General features: G+C 50.0%; 16 protein-coding genes. 8 read left to right on the forward strand and 8 right to left on the reverse strand.

Features of this window, described 5'->3' with window-relative positions:
• Positions 1-254 precede the first annotated feature (254 nt).
• The 6 genes from HPY73_08780 to HPY73_08805 all read right to left on the reverse strand — a co-directional run bounded on the left by HPY73_08780 (position 255) and on the right by HPY73_08805 (position 8,334).
• Positions 255-2,873 (reverse strand): valine--tRNA ligase, encoded by a 2,619-nt coding sequence (locus HPY73_08780; GenBank protein QLH75753.1) that lies wholly within the window; start codon positions 2,871-2,873, stop codon positions 255-257.
• Positions 2,874-2,946: 73 nt separating this feature from the next.
• Positions 2,947-4,137: a CBS domain-containing protein gene (locus HPY73_08785; GenBank protein QLH75509.1), complete on the reverse strand. Its 1,191-nt coding sequence runs from the start codon at positions 4,135-4,137 to the stop codon at positions 2,947-2,949.
• Between the two features lie 132 nt (positions 4,138-4,269).
• On the reverse strand, positions 4,270-5,958 hold the full coding sequence (glyS, locus tag HPY73_08790; protein ID QLH75754.1) for a glycine--tRNA ligase: 1,689 nt from the start codon (positions 5,956-5,958) through the stop codon (positions 4,270-4,272).
• Positions 5,959-5,966: 8 nt separating this feature from the next.
• On the reverse strand, positions 5,967-6,821 hold the full coding sequence (locus HPY73_08795; protein QLH75510.1) for a CBS domain-containing protein: 855 nt from the start codon (positions 6,819-6,821) through the stop codon (positions 5,967-5,969).
• Positions 6,821-7,264 carry a universal stress protein gene (locus tag HPY73_08800; GenBank protein ID QLH75511.1) on the reverse strand — a complete coding sequence of 148 codons (444 nt, stop codon included), beginning with the start codon at positions 7,262-7,264 and terminating at the stop codon, positions 6,821-6,823. The genes HPY73_08795 and HPY73_08800 overlap by 1 nt, the downstream gene beginning before the upstream one ends.
• Positions 7,261-8,334: an amidohydrolase family protein gene (locus tag HPY73_08805; protein QLH75512.1), complete on the reverse strand. Its 1,074-nt coding sequence runs from the start codon at positions 8,332-8,334 to the stop codon at positions 7,261-7,263. Before HPY73_08805 ends, HPY73_08800 begins: the two co-directional genes overlap by 4 nt.
• An 84-nt stretch (positions 8,335-8,418) precedes the next feature.
• Between HPY73_08805 and HPY73_08810 the strand changes: the two genes are divergently transcribed.
• The 5 genes from HPY73_08810 (at position 8,419) to thpR (ending at position 11,531) form a co-directional block, all read left to right on the forward strand.
• Positions 8,419-9,531 (forward strand): cation:proton antiporter, encoded by a 1,113-nt coding sequence (locus HPY73_08810; GenBank protein QLH75513.1) that lies wholly within the window; start codon positions 8,419-8,421, stop codon positions 9,529-9,531.
• Between the two features lie 4 nt (positions 9,532-9,535).
• On the forward strand, positions 9,536-9,976 hold the full coding sequence (locus HPY73_08815; GenBank protein QLH75514.1) for a universal stress protein: 441 nt from the start codon (positions 9,536-9,538) through the stop codon (positions 9,974-9,976).
• 76 nt (positions 9,977-10,052) lie between these two features.
• Complete coding sequence (locus HPY73_08820) at positions 10,053-10,220, forward strand: 4Fe-4S binding protein (protein ID QLH75515.1); 168 nt, start codon at positions 10,053-10,055, stop codon at positions 10,218-10,220.
• A 152-nt stretch (positions 10,221-10,372) separates the two neighbouring features.
• Complete coding sequence (locus tag HPY73_08825; GenBank protein QLH75516.1) at positions 10,373-10,960, forward strand: flavodoxin family protein; 588 nt, start codon at positions 10,373-10,375, stop codon at positions 10,958-10,960.
• Positions 10,961-10,976: 16 nt separating this feature from the next.
• Positions 10,977-11,531 carry an RNA 2',3'-cyclic phosphodiesterase gene (gene thpR / locus HPY73_08830; GenBank protein ID QLH75517.1) on the forward strand — a complete coding sequence of 185 codons (555 nt, stop codon included), beginning with the start codon at positions 10,977-10,979 and terminating at the stop codon, positions 11,529-11,531.
• Here the strand turns inward: thpR and HPY73_08835 are convergent.
• Complete coding sequence (locus tag HPY73_08835; GenBank protein QLH75518.1) at positions 11,525-12,916, reverse strand: ATP-grasp domain-containing protein; 1,392 nt, start codon at positions 12,914-12,916, stop codon at positions 11,525-11,527. The two genes, thpR and HPY73_08835, sit on opposite strands and share 7 nt — an antisense overlap.
• A gap of 261 nt (positions 12,917-13,177) precedes the next feature.
• Here HPY73_08835 and HPY73_08840 point away from each other — a divergent pair, with 261 nt between their 5' ends.
• The 3 genes from HPY73_08840 to HPY73_08850 are packed head-to-tail and all read left to right on the forward strand — an operon-like array spanning position 13,178 to position 14,615.
• On the forward strand, positions 13,178-13,672 hold the full coding sequence (locus HPY73_08840; GenBank protein QLH75519.1) for an Ig-like domain-containing protein: 495 nt from the start codon (positions 13,178-13,180) through the stop codon (positions 13,670-13,672).
• Positions 13,669-14,130, forward strand: a complete 462-nt coding sequence (locus HPY73_08845; protein QLH75520.1) for a hypothetical protein — start codon at positions 13,669-13,671, stop codon at positions 14,128-14,130. Before HPY73_08840 ends, HPY73_08845 begins: the two co-directional genes overlap by 4 nt.
• A complete protein-coding gene (locus HPY73_08850; protein QLH75521.1) occupies positions 14,127-14,615 on the forward strand; it encodes a hypothetical protein in 489 nt (162 codons plus the stop codon). The genes HPY73_08845 and HPY73_08850 overlap by 4 nt, the downstream gene beginning before the upstream one ends.
• Here the strand turns inward: HPY73_08850 and HPY73_08855 are convergent.
• Positions 14,543-15,751, reverse strand: a complete 1,209-nt coding sequence (locus HPY73_08855; GenBank protein ID QLH75755.1) for a cysteine desulfurase — start codon at positions 15,749-15,751, stop codon at positions 14,543-14,545. The two genes, HPY73_08850 and HPY73_08855, sit on opposite strands and share 73 nt — an antisense overlap.
• Between the last annotated feature and the right edge of the window lie 330 nt (positions 15,752-16,081).

Consider the following 16,081-nt stretch of genomic DNA (forward strand, 5'->3'; position numbering starts at 1 on the left):
AAAATAATTCAATTTATTTTTCACGTCTAATTTCATGTTTAACATTATAACTGGTCGATACTGATCCATAAAAAAGGAAAAGCGTCGGACGGAGGGGACCGGCAATATGGGGAAATGGGGGGAACGGAGGAATAAGGGGGTGCCGGTATTCCTCTCGACGTTCGACAAAGATATTACACGACATCGTGATTATCTCCCTTTGCCGTAGATGTAACGTAACGATCCTATAAATGATGAGGAATCGGCGTCCAGATCTAAACCTGAAGAACGACCAAGATCTCACCTACTTGCAGAGTCTCAACAAATTGGCCGTCAAGGGACATGGATTTCTCGACCTCAGCAATATCTGGACCGATCCTCACCAGAGTGCCATCCTTGAGCTTCAGTTCTGCCGTCCCCTCCAATACCTTTCTTCCGAAAGTTCCCGGGTCCGCTGCCTTTATCAGGTCTGTTATCTCCTTCCCCGCTCCCTTGAACAAAGGTCCGATCTTCGATGGTATTGGCCTGACCGCTATAATTCTCTCCTCTAGCTCAGCCTTATCTTCTATGACAAGCGAACGGGCCTTGACCGTCTCAGCGACATCTTTTTCCAGTCCTTGCAACGATCTTGCCCCATTTCCAATAAGTTTGACCATCGCGATCTCGGCATTCAATGCCATCTTTCTCTCCGCCTTCCAGGCCCTGATGGCGGCGATCACATCTTTGACCAGCTCTCCTTTCTGCTCAGCGGCATCATCGAACATGACCGGTTCTGGCCAAGGGCTCACATGGATGCTTTTATGGCCATCCATCTCTGCGAAGGCCTGGTAGGCGTCCTCGGTCACATGGGGCAGCATAGGTGCCAGCATCTTTATGATGCCCAGATAGACTGTATAAAGGGTATATCTGACGCCCTCATCATCAGGGTCCTTCACACGGTGCTTCACCATCTCGACGTAATGGTCTGCGAACTCCTTCCAGGCGAACGACTCGACCTCTTTCATCGCCTTGTCGAACTGGTAGGCCTCCATATGGTCCGTGACCTCTTCGACAACTTTTGAGAACCTGCTGAGTATCCATTCATCTGTGACGTGCAGACGATGCATGGGGGGCTTTGACCTCACGGTCTTTTCCACAAGCTTTCCCAGATTCCATATCTTTGTGCAGAGCTTCTTACCGTGTACAACGTCTCTCTCCCTGAACGCATTGTCTTCACCTAGGGCGCAGGTGCAAGCATAATATCTCAAGGCATCCGCCCCGTACTCTTCCAATAAGGGCATAGGATCGATGACGTTACCGGCCGATGTATGCATGGGGGTTCCATCTGGGGCCATGATGAAACCATGAATCATGATGTTCTCCCAGGGCTTTTTACCTGTGACGAGGTACTCCCTGAGCATGGTGTAGAACGCCCATGTTCTGATGATGTCATGGGACTGGGGCCTCACCGTCATAGGATAGAGTCTCTTGAACTTCTCCTCATCGCGCTGCCAGAATGTACAATAGAGCGGTGAGATCGAAGAATCCATCCAAGTATCGAATACATCTTCGCACGGTGACAGCTTCCCACCACATTCCGGGCAGACAGGGACCGGTGGGTCGGACATTGTAGGGTCGATATAACAGTCCTCCTCCCTTGCTGGCACGACATGTCCGCAGGCATCGCATTCCCATACAGGGATCGGAGTGGCAAAGTACCTTTGTCGTGAGACCACCCAGTCCCACTGGAGGGAATTTACCCAATCCTGGAGCCGGACCTTCATGAACTCTGGGAACCAATTGATATCATCTGCAAGTCGGAGTATCTCCTTCTTAAAGTCCATCGTCTTGATGAACCACTGCTCCACCTGTAGGAACTCTATCGGTGCGTGGCATCGCCAGCATATGCCAACGTTCTGTTGCAGGTCCTCTTGCTTGTACAATAGTCCCATATTTTTTAGGTCTTCGATGACCTGCCTGCGCGCTTCCTTGATGGGCATTCCTTCGTATTTTCCTGCCAGATCGGTCATCCTGCCCTGCTCGTCAATTCCCTTCTCAAGGGGAAGATGATATTTCATGACCCATTCGAGGTCCGTCTTGTCACCTATGGTGCATATCATGACGATGCCGGTTCCGAACGACGGGTCCACCTTATCGTCAGCCATGATCTTCACTTCCTTCCCAAAGATCGGCACGATGGCCGTCTTCCCCACCAGACCGGCATGTTTTTCATCCCCTGGGTGGACCGCTATCAATTGGCAGGTGCAAAGAAGCTCAGGCCTCGTCGTCGCAATCTCTATCTTTTCAGCACCGCCCTTCAGCCCAAAATATATGTAGTTCAGCTTAGTCTCGTTGCTCTCATACTCTACCTCAGCATCCGCTAGGGCGGTTATGCAGCTGGGGCACCAATTCACAGGATACGTCCCTTTATAGGCCAGACCTGCTTTGAGCAGCTGAAGGAATGAAATCTGTGTGATCCTTCTGTAATACGGGGCATTTGTCTGATAATAGACCGTCGGGTCCATGGACTCGCCGAGGATCTCGAACTGTCTCGTCATCTCACTGATGAATGAGTTGGCGAACTCCTCGCACTTCTTGATGTAATCCTGACGCGGCGTGTTCAGTTTTGATATTCCATATTTCTTCTCCACCTTCACCTCGACCGGCGTTCCGTTGACATCAAAGCACAATGGGAACATGACATTGAATCCTCGCATCCTGTGATATCTAGCAGCAAAATCGATAAGAGAATATCCCGTGGCGTGGCCCAAGTGCAGGGCCCCCGATGTGTACCTAGGCGGGTTGTCTATCGAATAGACAGGCTTGTCAGACCCAAAGTCGAAATGATAGATGCCCATCTCCTTCCATATCTTTTGCCATTTCCTCTCGGTCGGTACGGCCTCGTATTGCGACATAATCGGCGTGGTGAAGGATTGAACGATAAAAAAGGTTATGGAAAAATGATGGAAGACGTTTATCAGGTCATGCTCACCTAGGACCTTTACGCTTCTTCTCCAGGCGTTCCTCTTTTGTCTCTGTGACAAGCCTCTCGAACTTTGCCATCATGTCGATGGTCGCCTTCATGAGGTTCCAATCGACCGAGCTGACGTTGTAGGTCGAGTATTCAGTATGCAATCGTCCGTTCAAAGAGTATTTGGCCCTGTTTCCAGAGTTGTTGTATTTCGTTACATGCATGGTGAAGAGCATCGGTCTCGTTATCTTGCCGATCTTCTGTAACCCCATTTGGATCTCTCTCTCCATCACGTCGAGCGACAGACGGTCCTCCTCTTCTAGACCGGAGATCTGCATGTACACCATGTCGCGCTTTCGGACTGAAGCGATCATCTCCAGCATGTCGTATTTCGTGACGATACCTCTTAGGACGTCCTTCTCGACCACTGGCAAAGTGGAGATCTTTTTCGAGCTCATCAGCTTGACCGCTTCTCCGAGCGTCGCATCTGGGGTCACTGTCAATGGCCCGTCGTGCATCAGTGACTTGACCGTGATATCGACGGGATTCGACTCGGCCTTGTACTCGCCCTTCCTTATCCCTTTGATGCCTGGACCAGACCAAGAGTAGTTGATGATGTCCCTTATCCCTATGATGCCGGTCAATTTGAACCCTCCATCAACGACCGGGACGGTCCTGATATCCAGTTTCCTCATCACTTCCAATGCATCCTTCAGCTTGTCGTTCTCGTTCACGGCCTGGACATTCGTCGTCATCACGCTCTTGACCGGAAGGGACCTGATCTCCTTGATGTCTTTGATCAGTTTCACTATGTCCCCCCTGGAGACCACCCCTATGACCTGACCTCCCTTGACCACCGGCAGGTTCCTGAACCCTGTCGATATGAATGTCTCCGCCACCTCTGTCACCGGGGTCGAGGACTTGATGGACGGAGGTATCTCCATGACATTCTTGGCCTTCTGCCCTATCACGGCGGTCTTCTTCCTGATGATGCTCCCGAAGCTTACCACACCGAGCAGCTTCTTTCCATTCACTACCGGGATCTCATGCAGGTTCTTTGCCCTCATCTTAGCAACGACATCCGACAACGGTGTATCAGGTCCCACGGTCTCGAAGTCGGTGCTCATGAGGTCGGCGATGCTGTTCGCATCGATCTCTGACCTCAACATCTCCCTTCTCTTTATTGCCTCGATGTTGTCTCCTACCATTCCATCACCTCGCCCATAACAATGTGCTCAAAGCACGGAACATTGTGATCTGACCAAAGTATCCTGAGCTCTATCCCCTCTGCCAAATGATAACATGGCATTAGATGATACCTAAATCTTTCCGCTATTTTATCATGAGGCCTTGTTCACGAGCATCTTTGAGATCGTCTCAACAATCTCTTTCATCGCGACCCTCACCTGCTCGCTGGTGTCCCTGTCCCTAACTGTGACGGTGTCGTTCTCAAAAACCTCATAATCGACAGTGACGCACAACGGAGTCCCAATCTCGTCCATCCGGGCATAACGGCGACCGATGGTCCCTGAATCATCGTAGTATGTCATGATGCCATGCCCCCTTAACAGTCTGTCGATCTCTATGGCCTTTGCGTCGAGGCCGTCCTTTGCCATTAGCGGGAACACGCCCACCTTGATCGGAGCGGCTGTAGAAGAGAGCCTCAGGCGAACATAGCCATCATCATCGCACGTGTAGGCATGCTCAAGGCAGGTGAAGAGTATACGGTCCAGTCCATGCGATGGCTCAATTACATGCGGTATGACCTTCTCACCGTTCACCTTCTCTTTGACCAGCACAATATCAAAATATTTCTCGGGGACCGAGACCTTCTCCCCGTCCACCTCGACCTCGACCTTGCCATCTTTTAGCATTGAAAAATCCACCGTCTCTAGGGCCTTACCGACCTTGGCGGACCTTGCCTTGAACTCTGGACCAAGAAGTCCATATTTGGGCTTGAACACCTTTCTTTCGACCTCTATCGGCCTCTCGAACCTCTTGAAAGCGGTCAGATCCGCCTGGGAATATTGGATATGCCTAGAGAGGTCCCAACAACCCCTATCAGCAATACCCACGATCTCCGTCCAGCCATAGGAAAGAAGCGCCTCAGCATCCCAACAATCGGCCGCGTAATGTGCCATCTCTGTCTTTAGATGCTGCCTGAACCTGAGCCTCTTGGGGTCGACACCTGCCTTTACGAGGAAACGTTGGGTGACATATAGGAAGTAAGCTATGGTCTCGTGTGCGATTATCCGTTTATCCACAGCCTCCCCAATGGTCATCTCGACCTCCTGCTCGTCCGTGTTGGGGACCAACCTTATCTTGAAGTCCCTGACCTCCTTGAACCTAGGCCAGGACTTATCTGCAGGGTCTATGAAAAGCTCAGCCTCCATCTGGTTGAACTCCCTAAGCCTGATAACGCCCTGTCTTGGGGATATCTCATTCCTGTAGGCCCTTCCGATCTGGACGACCCCGAAAGGAAGACGCTCCCTCATGTATCTATAAAGATTAGGATAGTTCACAAAGATACCCTGGGCCGTCTCTGGGCGAAGATAGCCGGTCCTTCCACTCCCTGGGCCTATCTTCGTTTTGAACATAAGGTTGAACTCCTCGACATCAGAGAGCGCTCCTTTGCAAGAAGGGCAGCATATGCCCTTCTCTCTCAGAAGCTCCTGCAACTCTCTCTTGGACAAAGCCCCTGGGTTCGAATGGACCTCTTTTGCCAGATGGTCCGCTCTGTACGCCTCCCCACATGAACTGCAGGAGACCATCAGGTCTTGGAAATTCTCTGCGTGACCTGACGCCTTGAAAACGATCTCTGGTCCAACGATGTCAGAATCGATCTCCACGAACCCCTCCTCCAGCACATAGATCGAACGCCAAAGGTCTATCAGGTTCGTCTTCATCTGCGTTCCCAATGGGCCATAATCGTAGAGCCCTGCTATTCCGCCATAGATCTCGTAGGCAGGGTAGATGAACCCCCTCCTTTTACATAAAGAGAGGACATCTCCGGCATTGAACTCCTTCATAAGAATGTTCACTCCTCTTCTTGGCACAGTATGGAGATGACGTCATGGTCATAGATCATGGCCAGAAGATTGTCCTTAGCATCTCTGACCGGAAGCTGGCCGAAATCATTCTTCCTCATTATCCTCGCAGCCTCTGAGATGGAGGTCTTCTTGAACACGGTTACGGGATTTGGGACCATGATCTCCTTCACGAGCATGCCTGGAAGTTCGACCTTGGATACCTGGTACCACAGGTTCATGACATTCTTCAGCCCATCCCAGGACCACTCCTCATGTTCCTTTCCCAGTTGAAGTTCGGTCACGGCAACGGACCCATCAATATAAGACCTGTTGAAAATGTCACGGTCGGTCAATATGCCGACCAGATGACCTCTGTCATCTAGAACAGGTAATGCGGAGGACTTGCTCACGTTCAATGTGACCGATGCGACCGCCAACGTGGCCTCTTGATATATCGGTACACATGGGGACATGATCACCTTTTCCACGGGGCCTTCCACGGCCTTCTTTTCTACCACGGCGAGCAGGTCGGTAGGGGTTAAAATGCCCACCAATTTTTTGTTGTCCACGACAGGCAAATGTCTTATCCTGCTTTCGCTGAATATCTTGGCCGCCTTTTCTACGGGGTCTTTCGAACTTATTGTCGGCGGGTCCCTGTTCATGATCATTGCCGCCTGGTCCTCTCCCGGTTTCGAAAAAATATCCTGCCTGGTGATTATCCCGGCCAATGTCCCATCATTTCTTCTTACCACGGGAAGTCCGGTCAGATTGTGCTTCACCATGGTCCTGAGAACCTCGTTACGACTTCCCGGAACCTGAGCGACTATGGGATTGGCCGTCATCACTTCGCCAACAAGGGTCATCAGTTACCCTCCATTTCCGCCTTGATGACCATAACAGGGCATTGGGCCAACCTGATGACCTTCTCTGCAACGCTGCCCAGCAACAGCTTTGATACACCGGTCCTTCCAAGCGTCCCCATGACTATCAGGTCATAATTCTTTGAGGCCTCGACTATCTTCCTGGCGGGCGAACCTTCCTCCACGACCGTGCTGACCTTGACGCCGAGCTTCTCGCCCTCTTTGACAACAAAGTCCACGGCTTCCTTGCCCTCCTTCTCCAATAACGTATAGACCGAGACGATGGTGGAATCCATTGGGAAATTGATGAACGAGGTCTGATCGACAATATACATAGCGGTGACCTCGGCCCCCATCTGTTTGGCCAGCATGAGCCCTTTGGCTATCGCGGCCTTAGTATACTCGCTTCCGTCGGTCGGGATCAATATCTTCTTGAAAGAGCTCATCTCCATCCTCTCCAGCAGCGTTTGCCGATGCAGACCATCCTGACATCCCTTTCGCCAGAGCGAAGAAGGATGTCTGTGAAGGGGTCTCCACCACGTGACCTGATCACCATGAAATCGCATGGTGTTCCAGGTTCTATGCTTATACCATCCCTTTCATTTAAAATTAATCTTCCTCCAGCAATCGCCATTTTCAGGACAGGGGAGACATCCTTTACACCCTGACTTCTCAAAATCCTCGCCGCGAACTCGATCTCGGATAGCATGTCAGGCATCGAGATCATGGCGTTGTCCGTTCCAAGGGCAAGCTCTGCTCCGCTTTTTATCATATCTGCCAGAGGGGGGGTGTTACCGAAGAACATATTGGATCTTGGGCAAACAACGATGGGGACGTCGGCATCCCTGCAGGCTTCCATATCCCCGATGGTCGCCTTTGTCATATGCACGATGAAGGAAGGTCTCAGGTCCAACACTTTTTCTATATCTTCCCTGACCCTCTCCGAGACATGAAGGGCGAACATCTTTCCCTTTTTGACCACATGTTCGGCCAAAGCCACAAGCTCTCCCTCGTCCCAATCCAACATTGAGGACACCCCTACACCGTCCACATGTACCAACAGTTCTTCGACCTCTTCCCTGTCATAACGCAACGATATGGGTCTTCCCATCACGATAGGTCGGGAGCCGTGAGGACCAACAGATCTGAGCAATTTCGCCCCCTCAGCCCCACCTTCCCTGAAGTCGATGAATCTTGATATGCCATTCCTTGCCATTCTTCGTGAGAGCATCTTGAAAGTGCGCGCGATCTCCGAGGGCCGTGCATTCCGAAGGTAAAGATGTTTAAGGCCATGTGGAGGAGCAACTACCTCCTCGAGGGGCATCCTCATATCTAATGGCGCACGAAGGTCAGCAAGGTGGGTATGGGCGTCGATAAAGGTCGGTAGGACATACCCTCTCATCACCGGGTCATTGACCTCGCCTTCAGCGACCTCCTTGACCATGCCATCTTCGTATCCGACGGATGCGTTGATGAATCCTTCAGAGGTAAGGACCATGCCACATACATACCGCATGGATGGAAATCTTCTGTGTGATATTTCAAGCTCTCCCGCCCACATTGAGAGCATATTAATATGTCATCGACATGACCCGCCCTCGTGAACGATCAAGAAATGTTCGCGCTCCTGATGGTATTGGCCGTCACATCGCAGTTCATCGCTGTCAGGTTCGGGACAACAGCGGCAATCATCGAAATGGTCCTAGGCACGGTCGTTGCAAATATTATGGAAGTAAAAGTAACATCATTTGAATGGCTTCTGTTCCTGACATCCTTGGCGGGGGTGTTCATGACCTTCCTTGCTGGAAGTGAGGTGGACAAGACCTCACTTATAAAAAATTTAAAGGGAAGCATCCTGATCGGAGGAGCATCCTTCTTGGCACCCTTCCTAGGCGTGTTCATGGTCACGAAGGACGTATTAGGATGGGATATCAACGCCTCGTTATTGGCCGCTGTGGCCTTGTCTGAGACATCGATCGCGATAGTCTATGTCGTTCTTGTTGAGGGTGGTAAGAGCGGCACCCCTTTGGGTTCGATGCTATTATCGGCCTGCTTCTTTACCAACCTATTCTCATCCATAGCCCTGACATTGCTGTTCTCTGAGCCTTCTCTTGGTTTGGCCATACTTGCATCGGTGTTGATAGCAATTTGGTTGTTTTCCTCAAAGGGAATGATCAAGGTCTCTAAGATCTTCAAGGAGAGGTCCAGCGATGCCGTCATAAAGACGGTCATCATGCTTTTGGCAATAATGATGGCCATATCGGTATTCGCTGGTGTCGCTGCGGTCCTCGGCGCATATGTCACAGGCGTTGCCATGGCAAATTTCATGCGGCATCAATATGACGATGCACGTAAGATGAAGGTCCTCACGACATCATTCCTATCTTCCTTTTTCTTCATCTCAGCTGGGATGAGCGTTGACGCGTCTGTCCTTCTGAGCGCTATGTTCGTCATCCTTTTCTTGATGGGCGTAAGATTGGCCGTGAAGACACTGGCCGTCGGGGTCGTTATGAGAATTACAAGGTCCGAGAGCGTATTGTATTCTGCTCTATTGATGTCTACAAGCCTCACATTTGGGATGGTCTTCTGTCAGTTCGGGCTGGCGAACGGGATCATCGGTCAGAGCGAGTTCTCGGTCCTTGTCATGGTATTGATTTTATGTGCGATAGTGCCTACCATCATAGCACAGAGGTACTACAATCCATGGAGATGATCGATTGACCCTCGACGACTTAAAGCCGTTGAAATTATTGGTGGCGGTGGACGGTTCCATGGGGAGCGTGAAGGCGGTCCAGAAAGCAGCTGAGCTTGCGAAGGATGCCGTGGCTCACGAGGTGGTCATCATTCATGTGATGGAGATGAGAGAGTTCCCAAGCCTCATATCCGATGCATATGATGAGTCGAAGGAAGCAAGGGCGAAGGCGGTTCTTGACGATATGACCGAGGTGGCGAACTCAGCTGGTATCGAGGTCAAGGCGGTCCTGCTCAAAGGACATCCTGTCCAATCGGTCCTTGATTATGCTGACATTTTTAAACCGAATATGATATTGGTAGGTAGCAGAGGGATGAACCCTGCGAAGAACGTCATCCTGGGGAGCGTGTCCTCAGCGATCAGCAAGAAGGCGAAGTGTCCAGTTCTGATCGTGAGGTCAGATTAATTTCGGGCTGTCTATATGACAGGTCCGATATGATTTTATACCATCTCTCTTGTTCATCCCCCCCAAGGTGTAACAAATGGTCGTCAAGGTCAAGAAAGAAGACTGTGTTGGATGTGGAGCATGTGAGGACGCCTGCCCTAATGGCGCCATCAAGGTCGATGAGATCGCGGTCGTCAGTGAGAAGGACTGCGTCGACTGTGGTGCATGCGTTGACGAGTGCCCGAACAAAGCTCTTGAACTTTAAGCGAAAGAGTATTCATCCAGCCGGTCGGAAGACCGGTCTGTCAAACCGTTTTTGTTATGAAAACAATGGGGATCATTGACTATTTTATACGGCCGCACTTGATAGCCTGCAGGGGCACAATAGTTATCTATCGATGAGCCCATCATCGCATCTTGATCGACGAGGTCTTCAAGATGAAGGTATTGACCATCAACGGCAGCCCGAGGAAAGAGGGCAACACCTCGAGGCTTTTGAGACTGTTCACGGAAGAACATGCTGGGTTGGACCTGAGATGGTATGACCTGGTGGACATGAAGATAAAGGATTGTGTTGCCTGTCTGCATTGCAAGACCCACGACTCGTGCTCGATAAAGGACGACATGACGAAGCTATACAAGGACCTGAAGGAATGCGATGCGCTCGTCATCGGGTCCCCCATCTATATGGGTGCCGAGACTGGGATCATGAAATGCATGATAGACCGTATGTATGCACTTTTAGCCCCGGTAGAAGGACCTAAAAGATATGCTCCTAGGTTACCTCAAAGAAAAAAGGCGTTAGTATTATTGACATGCGGTAATCCTCAGCCCGAGGCAACGCTCGGACATCAAAGGGACAGGTTCTATTCAGTCATGGCGATGCAGGGCTTCTCAGAGGTCAAGGTCATACTTGTAGGAGGGGCGATGATGAATGCTGACATCAGGGAAAAAGCTGAGATACCTGCTCTGGTCAACGAGGCAAGGTCGTTCCTTCGCGATTAGATGATTGGTGATCAATGTGAGGTTCAGGGCCTTCATAGCGGTCGAGGTCGCCCCTACTGAAAGGCTACTATCATTGCTCAATGACCTTGGTAAGATAGGCCCAGGACTGAAACCAGTCGAGAAAGAGAACGTCCATGTCACATTGAAGTTCTTAGGGGACATCGAGGAAAGGCTTGTCACAGATGTTGAGAGATGTATGAGGGACTCGGTTGCAGGTGTGGCCCCTTTTACGATATTTCTGAAGGGCACCGGTTATTTTCCGCCGAAGGGCCCAGCAAAGACACTCTGGGTAGGCATAGAGGGGGCTGAGCCGATGGTCCATATCGCGAATAGGTTGGAAAAAGATCTAAGGGACCTAGGTTTTGAGCCTGAAGAACGCCCTTTTAAACCACACCTCACTGTAGGAAGGGTGAAGGACAACAAGGCCGCCTTTGCTTCAGAGATGGCCGTTCATAGGTACAAAGATGAGGTATTCGGTCCTCAGGTAGTGAGTTCTATAAAATTAAAAAGGTCCATACTTGGGCGCTTCGGTCCGACATACAGTGATATCATCGAGGTGCAACTTCACTGAGCGTATGATTCGAACATCGAGAACTCCGTATGTTTCAACAGGTCCTGTGGTGAGTGCTCTTTGACGAAATCAATGTTATAATTCCCGGCAATGAAGTCTGAATTACGTAAGACCAATCTATGATACGGTATCGTTGTCTTTATGCCAGCGACCGTGTACCTGTCAAGGGCATCTCGTGACCTGGCAATGACCTCGCTTCTTGTCTGACCATAGACAATGAGCTTGCCAAGCAGGTTATCGAACTCGGTCGGGACAACATATCCTTCGTATGCTGCTGAGTCCACCCGGATATTCTCCCCCGACGGCTCCACATATTTCTCTATCCGACCAGGGGAAGGCAGGAAATTGTTGAACGGGTTCTCAGCATTGATACGGAACTCCATTGCATGTCCTTTAGGTCTGACATTGCTCAATAAAGCAGATACATCTTTGTCAGATGCTATATTTAGCTGGATCTCAACAAGGTCAAGTCCCGTGACCGCCTCGGTGATCGGATGCTCGACCTGAATACGGGTGTTCGCCTCTAGGAAATTAAGGTCTCCTTTCTCGCTCATCAAGAACTCGAAGGTGCCAAGGCTCGTATATCCTGACCTTTTGACCGCTTCTATGCAGAGATCGCTTATCTCTTTCCTCAGCTCAGGGCTCACGGCGCAGGATGGCGTTTCTTCGATGATCTTCTGATGCCTGCGCTGAACTGAACATTCCCTCTCACCGAGACAATAAGCGTTACCCCTTGAATCGCCTATGACCTGGAACTCTATGTGCCTCGCTTTGAAGAATGCTTTCTCCATGTATATGGTGGAGTTCTTGAACGCCTTTTCAGCCTCATTCTTGGCATTAGTGAACGCATCTTCCATCTCATCATCCGAATTGACGATGCGCATCCCTCTACCACCACCCCCGCCCGATGCTTTGAGCATTACAGGGTATGTTATCTCTCTCGCCGCCGCCTTCGCCTCCTCAGCATCCTTCAGAGGTTCTAGCGTTCCTGGCATGACCGGGAGACCCACCTTTTTCATGAACGCTCTTGCTGAAAGCTTACCCCCAAGGTTCTTCATTGCCCTTGGGCTAGGACCGATGAAAACGATACCTTCCTCCTCGCATCGTTGAGAGAATTCCATCTTCTCAGAGAGAAAACCATATCCCGGATGTATGGCCTCGACCTTCATCCTTTGGGCAACATCGAATATCGCATCCATGTCAAGATATCCGATCCCAGACCCCCTCGGCGCGAGCTCAACGCTCTTATCTGCAAAGGATACATGTTTACAATGTTTGTCGGAGGGGGTATAGATGCCAACGGTAGGGATGCCTAGGCGCTTGCACGTCCTCATCACGCGAATAGCGATCTCTCCTCTGTTGGCGACCAAGACCTTTTTGAACACTTCGACCCCTCTTCATTCCACACTATAGCATGCGACTCTCTCGCAGGGAATATCCATGCTTTTTAAATAGTTTTCCCCCAAAAAAACGTATGTTTTTTGAGGTTATTAGCATTTATTTTTCGAATTTTGAAATATTTTTTTGAATTAAATCAATTTTTTTCTTCAGCCAGCATGCAAATCGAGATCCGTATCGAAGGTACACTCACTGTAGCGGTTCGATTATTGACATGTGCCGTCTCTGTCTTCCTACAGGTGCAAAGCATGTATCCAAAGACCAGGGACAGATGGGGTAATGAACTAGTTAGAGATAAGGATGGCGGGATAGAAGGGCTCCCTCTGCAGCTGATGATATTGGTCCTTATAGCAGGCGTCGGGTCAGCTGTCATGATGGGCTGGATGGCGAACCTTGACACACCGACGACAATTTCAGAGGTCTGCACTGAACCAGGCCAGATAATTTTAAAGGATCTCAACGGCGACGGTATCTATACAAATGACAGCATAGACCTAATGGTTCATGTCGTTGACAACAACGGCAACGATGTGAGCGGGGCCGTGGTGATATTGAACGGATGTAATGTCGCGACATCGTCCGGGACCACAGCATATGGTACTACGGATTCTACAGGCCATGTGTTATTCAAAGGTCTGAGAGCATCGCACGTGGGCTCATCTCTTGGTTTCATCACGGTGACGATCACCAAGGGCGGATCGGGATCGGAGAGCACATACAGCATACCCGTAGTGTGTGGGTGATGGATCTGGCCCTGAAGGACAAGAGCGCACTGGAGGGAACCCCTCTAAAACTTATGATCGTTGTAGCAATGATCGCTCTTTCTGCTCCTCCTTTATATGGAGCGCTGGGTAACTTCCAGGAGACCGCATCAATAAATTCCATCAGAGCTCAGGTCGAGGAACTTGTAATGATGATAAAGGAGCTGATAAAAATGGGGCCTGGGAGTAAAAGGACCGTGGAGATCAGGATACCATCCGACGGTTCATATTTGATCATCGGAGGTGCATCCATCTCAGAGTCAATGTCAATAGGTTATGGGCTCAAAGGAGACAGACCTACACGATATTATCTGACCGACCCTAATGTGACCTTCTCAACACCATCTGAGGAAGGGCTCCGTATCGATGGGCCAGGTTGCGAGATCTGCCTGAGATGCATCGAAAAGAACGGATCGATCCTTGTCCAGGTGATGATTTGATAGAGTTCTTTCTCTCCAAATTCTGGGCGGTTGTTTGCGGGATGATCATTCTCGGAGCAGCAACAACCTCGATAAGCAATCTAGAGACGGCATCTGACGAGCGCTTTGATAATGTCACATTCTCTTCTTTGGTCGAAGAGATTAACTCCTTCGTGGAGCTGGAGGGAAGCGCCAAGATTGTTATTCAATTGGGCCGCCTGCTCGAAGGACCAAACACCATCATCAAGATAATGAAAGGCGGGATCGTACTATATGATGAAGGCAGGTCAAAAGGAGCGATAATACCATCATCCATCATAATTTTGGATGGGGAAGGCAATGAGATTCCCAACGGTTCATCATTAATCGTACAAAAGGGACAATGCATTGTCATTCAGAAGGATGAGCATAGCCAAGTGGTCACATTAAGAGTTCAGGATGCGAACGTCTCGACGACCTTCTTCACGGAATCTACGAATATATCGCAGTCTTTCTCATCATTATAGAGATACAGGGAGGCTCTGGCACATCCATCGATCCCCCTTGATGCAAAGTAGGGGTGAGCACAATGATTTCCAGATCTGATCAATATCCTCGACATTTCATCGAGCAGCATGGCCACATCATGGGATCTCAATCCTTTGATATTGAATGAAAAAATACATCCTCTCTTCTCTGCCTGATAGGGCCTGAGGATCTCAACCTCCGGTATGTCCTTCAATCCAGATGTGATCCTTTCATTCAATTTTCTTGAATGGGATGCAACCTCATCCATCCCAACCTCCCTAAGGTACTTTATAGCTGCACCAGATCCGATTATCCCAGCGTAGTTCAGGAGTCCGGCCTCGAATTTCTCTGGTGGCGGCAAGGATGTCTCGCTATCATATGTGGTCTCAAGTACACTTCCTCCTCCCGACATCAAAGGACGAAGGTCCCTAAGAACCTCCTCGTTTCCATATAAGATGCCCATGCCAGAAGGACCAAGCATCTTGTGCATCGACATACAGAACACATCGATGTCCATCGCCTCCATATCGACCTTCATATGTGGTGCGGACTGAGCTCCGTCAACCACCATCAGGGCACCATTGTCATGTGCTATCTCAGCGATCTCTTTGATAGGGACGGTCACACCGTTGACATTGTTGGTATGGACCATGCTGACGACCTTGACCGACCTGTCCATAACGGATTTGAAGGATTCGATATCAAACGTCCCATCATCTTTTGACCTGGAAAATCTTCTTTTTATGCCAATCATCCTCTGGAGGTCTAACCAAGGGACATGGTTGCTGTTGTGCTCGATATCGCTCGTCACAACGATATCACCTTTTTTCAGCCGCAGGCCCTTCGCGACCGTGTTCAGCGACTCCGTGCAGCTCTTGGTGAAGACGATCTCTGAAGGCGAGGCCGCCCCGATGAAATCCGCTATGCTTTCTCGCGCCTCATCTATCTTGAACGAGACCTGCGTCGCGAGCCTATGGACGCTCCTTCCTGAGCACGCTGGATAATCGTAATAATATTCGTCCATAGCCTCCACGACCTGTCTTGGTCTCAAGCTCTGGCACGCTGAGTCAAGATATACGATCCTCGGCTCTGACTGGAGGACCTTGAAATCCTTTCGGATCTTTGCAACGTCCATGTTAGCCATCCTTGAAGCATGCGCCATTGTATTTCATATTTACTTGTCTACATGTTCAAGGTGGTTTAGATAGTTTGAAACGGCCGTATCACGACAAAAGCAGCGATGGCGTTCAAAGTAGGAATTAATGGTATCCTATGTGATCCATGACCTACAATAAGGAAAGGTAAGCGTCCAAATGGAAAAATGGATGCATTCTCCGGGAGAACAGGTCCTGTGCGGTCTGCAGTTGTGCCTATAAAAAAAGAGAGGTTCTGTTTCACATGCCACGAGTTTCCGTGTAAGACCATCGAGGAGAGGCCGGTACTGCTCGGGTATTGCGATTTCATA

The sequence above is a fragment of the Methanomassiliicoccales archaeon genome (genome assembly GCA_013415865.1).
Classification (GTDB): domain Archaea; phylum Thermoplasmatota; class Thermoplasmata; order Methanomassiliicoccales; family UBA472; genus MVRC01.

What these genes read in the sequence shown, in the direction of transcription:
- HPY73_08780 (QLH75753.1), bottom strand. Translation starts at nt 2,873, where the DNA reads ATGTCGCAATACGAGGCCGTACCGACCGAGAGGAAATGGCAAAAGATA.
- HPY73_08785 (QLH75509.1), bottom strand. Translation starts at nt 4,137, where the DNA reads ATGGTAGGAGACAACATCGAGGCAATAAAGAGAAGGGAGATGTTGAGG.
- glyS (QLH75754.1), bottom strand. Translation starts at nt 5,958, where the DNA reads ATGAAGGAGTTCAATGCCGGAGATGTCCTCTCTTTATGTAAAAGGAGG.
- HPY73_08795 (QLH75510.1), bottom strand. Translation starts at nt 6,821, where the DNA reads ATGACCCTTGTTGGCGAAGTGATGACGGCCAATCCCATAGTCGCTCAG.
- HPY73_08800 (QLH75511.1), bottom strand. Translation starts at nt 7,264, where the DNA reads ATGAGCTCTTTCAAGAAGATATTGATCCCGACCGACGGAAGCGAGTAT.
- HPY73_08805 (QLH75512.1), bottom strand. Translation starts at nt 8,334, where the DNA reads ATGCGGTATGTATGTGGCATGGTCCTTACCTCTGAAGGATTCATCAAC.
- HPY73_08820 (QLH75515.1), top strand. Translation starts at nt 10,053, where the DNA reads ATGGTCGTCAAGGTCAAGAAAGAAGACTGTGTTGGATGTGGAGCATGT.
- HPY73_08840 (QLH75519.1), top strand. Translation starts at nt 13,178, where the DNA reads ATGTATCCAAAGACCAGGGACAGATGGGGTAATGAACTAGTTAGAGAT.
- HPY73_08855 (QLH75755.1), bottom strand. Translation starts at nt 15,751, where the DNA reads ATGGACGTTGCAAAGATCCGAAAGGATTTCAAGGTCCTCCAGTCAGAG.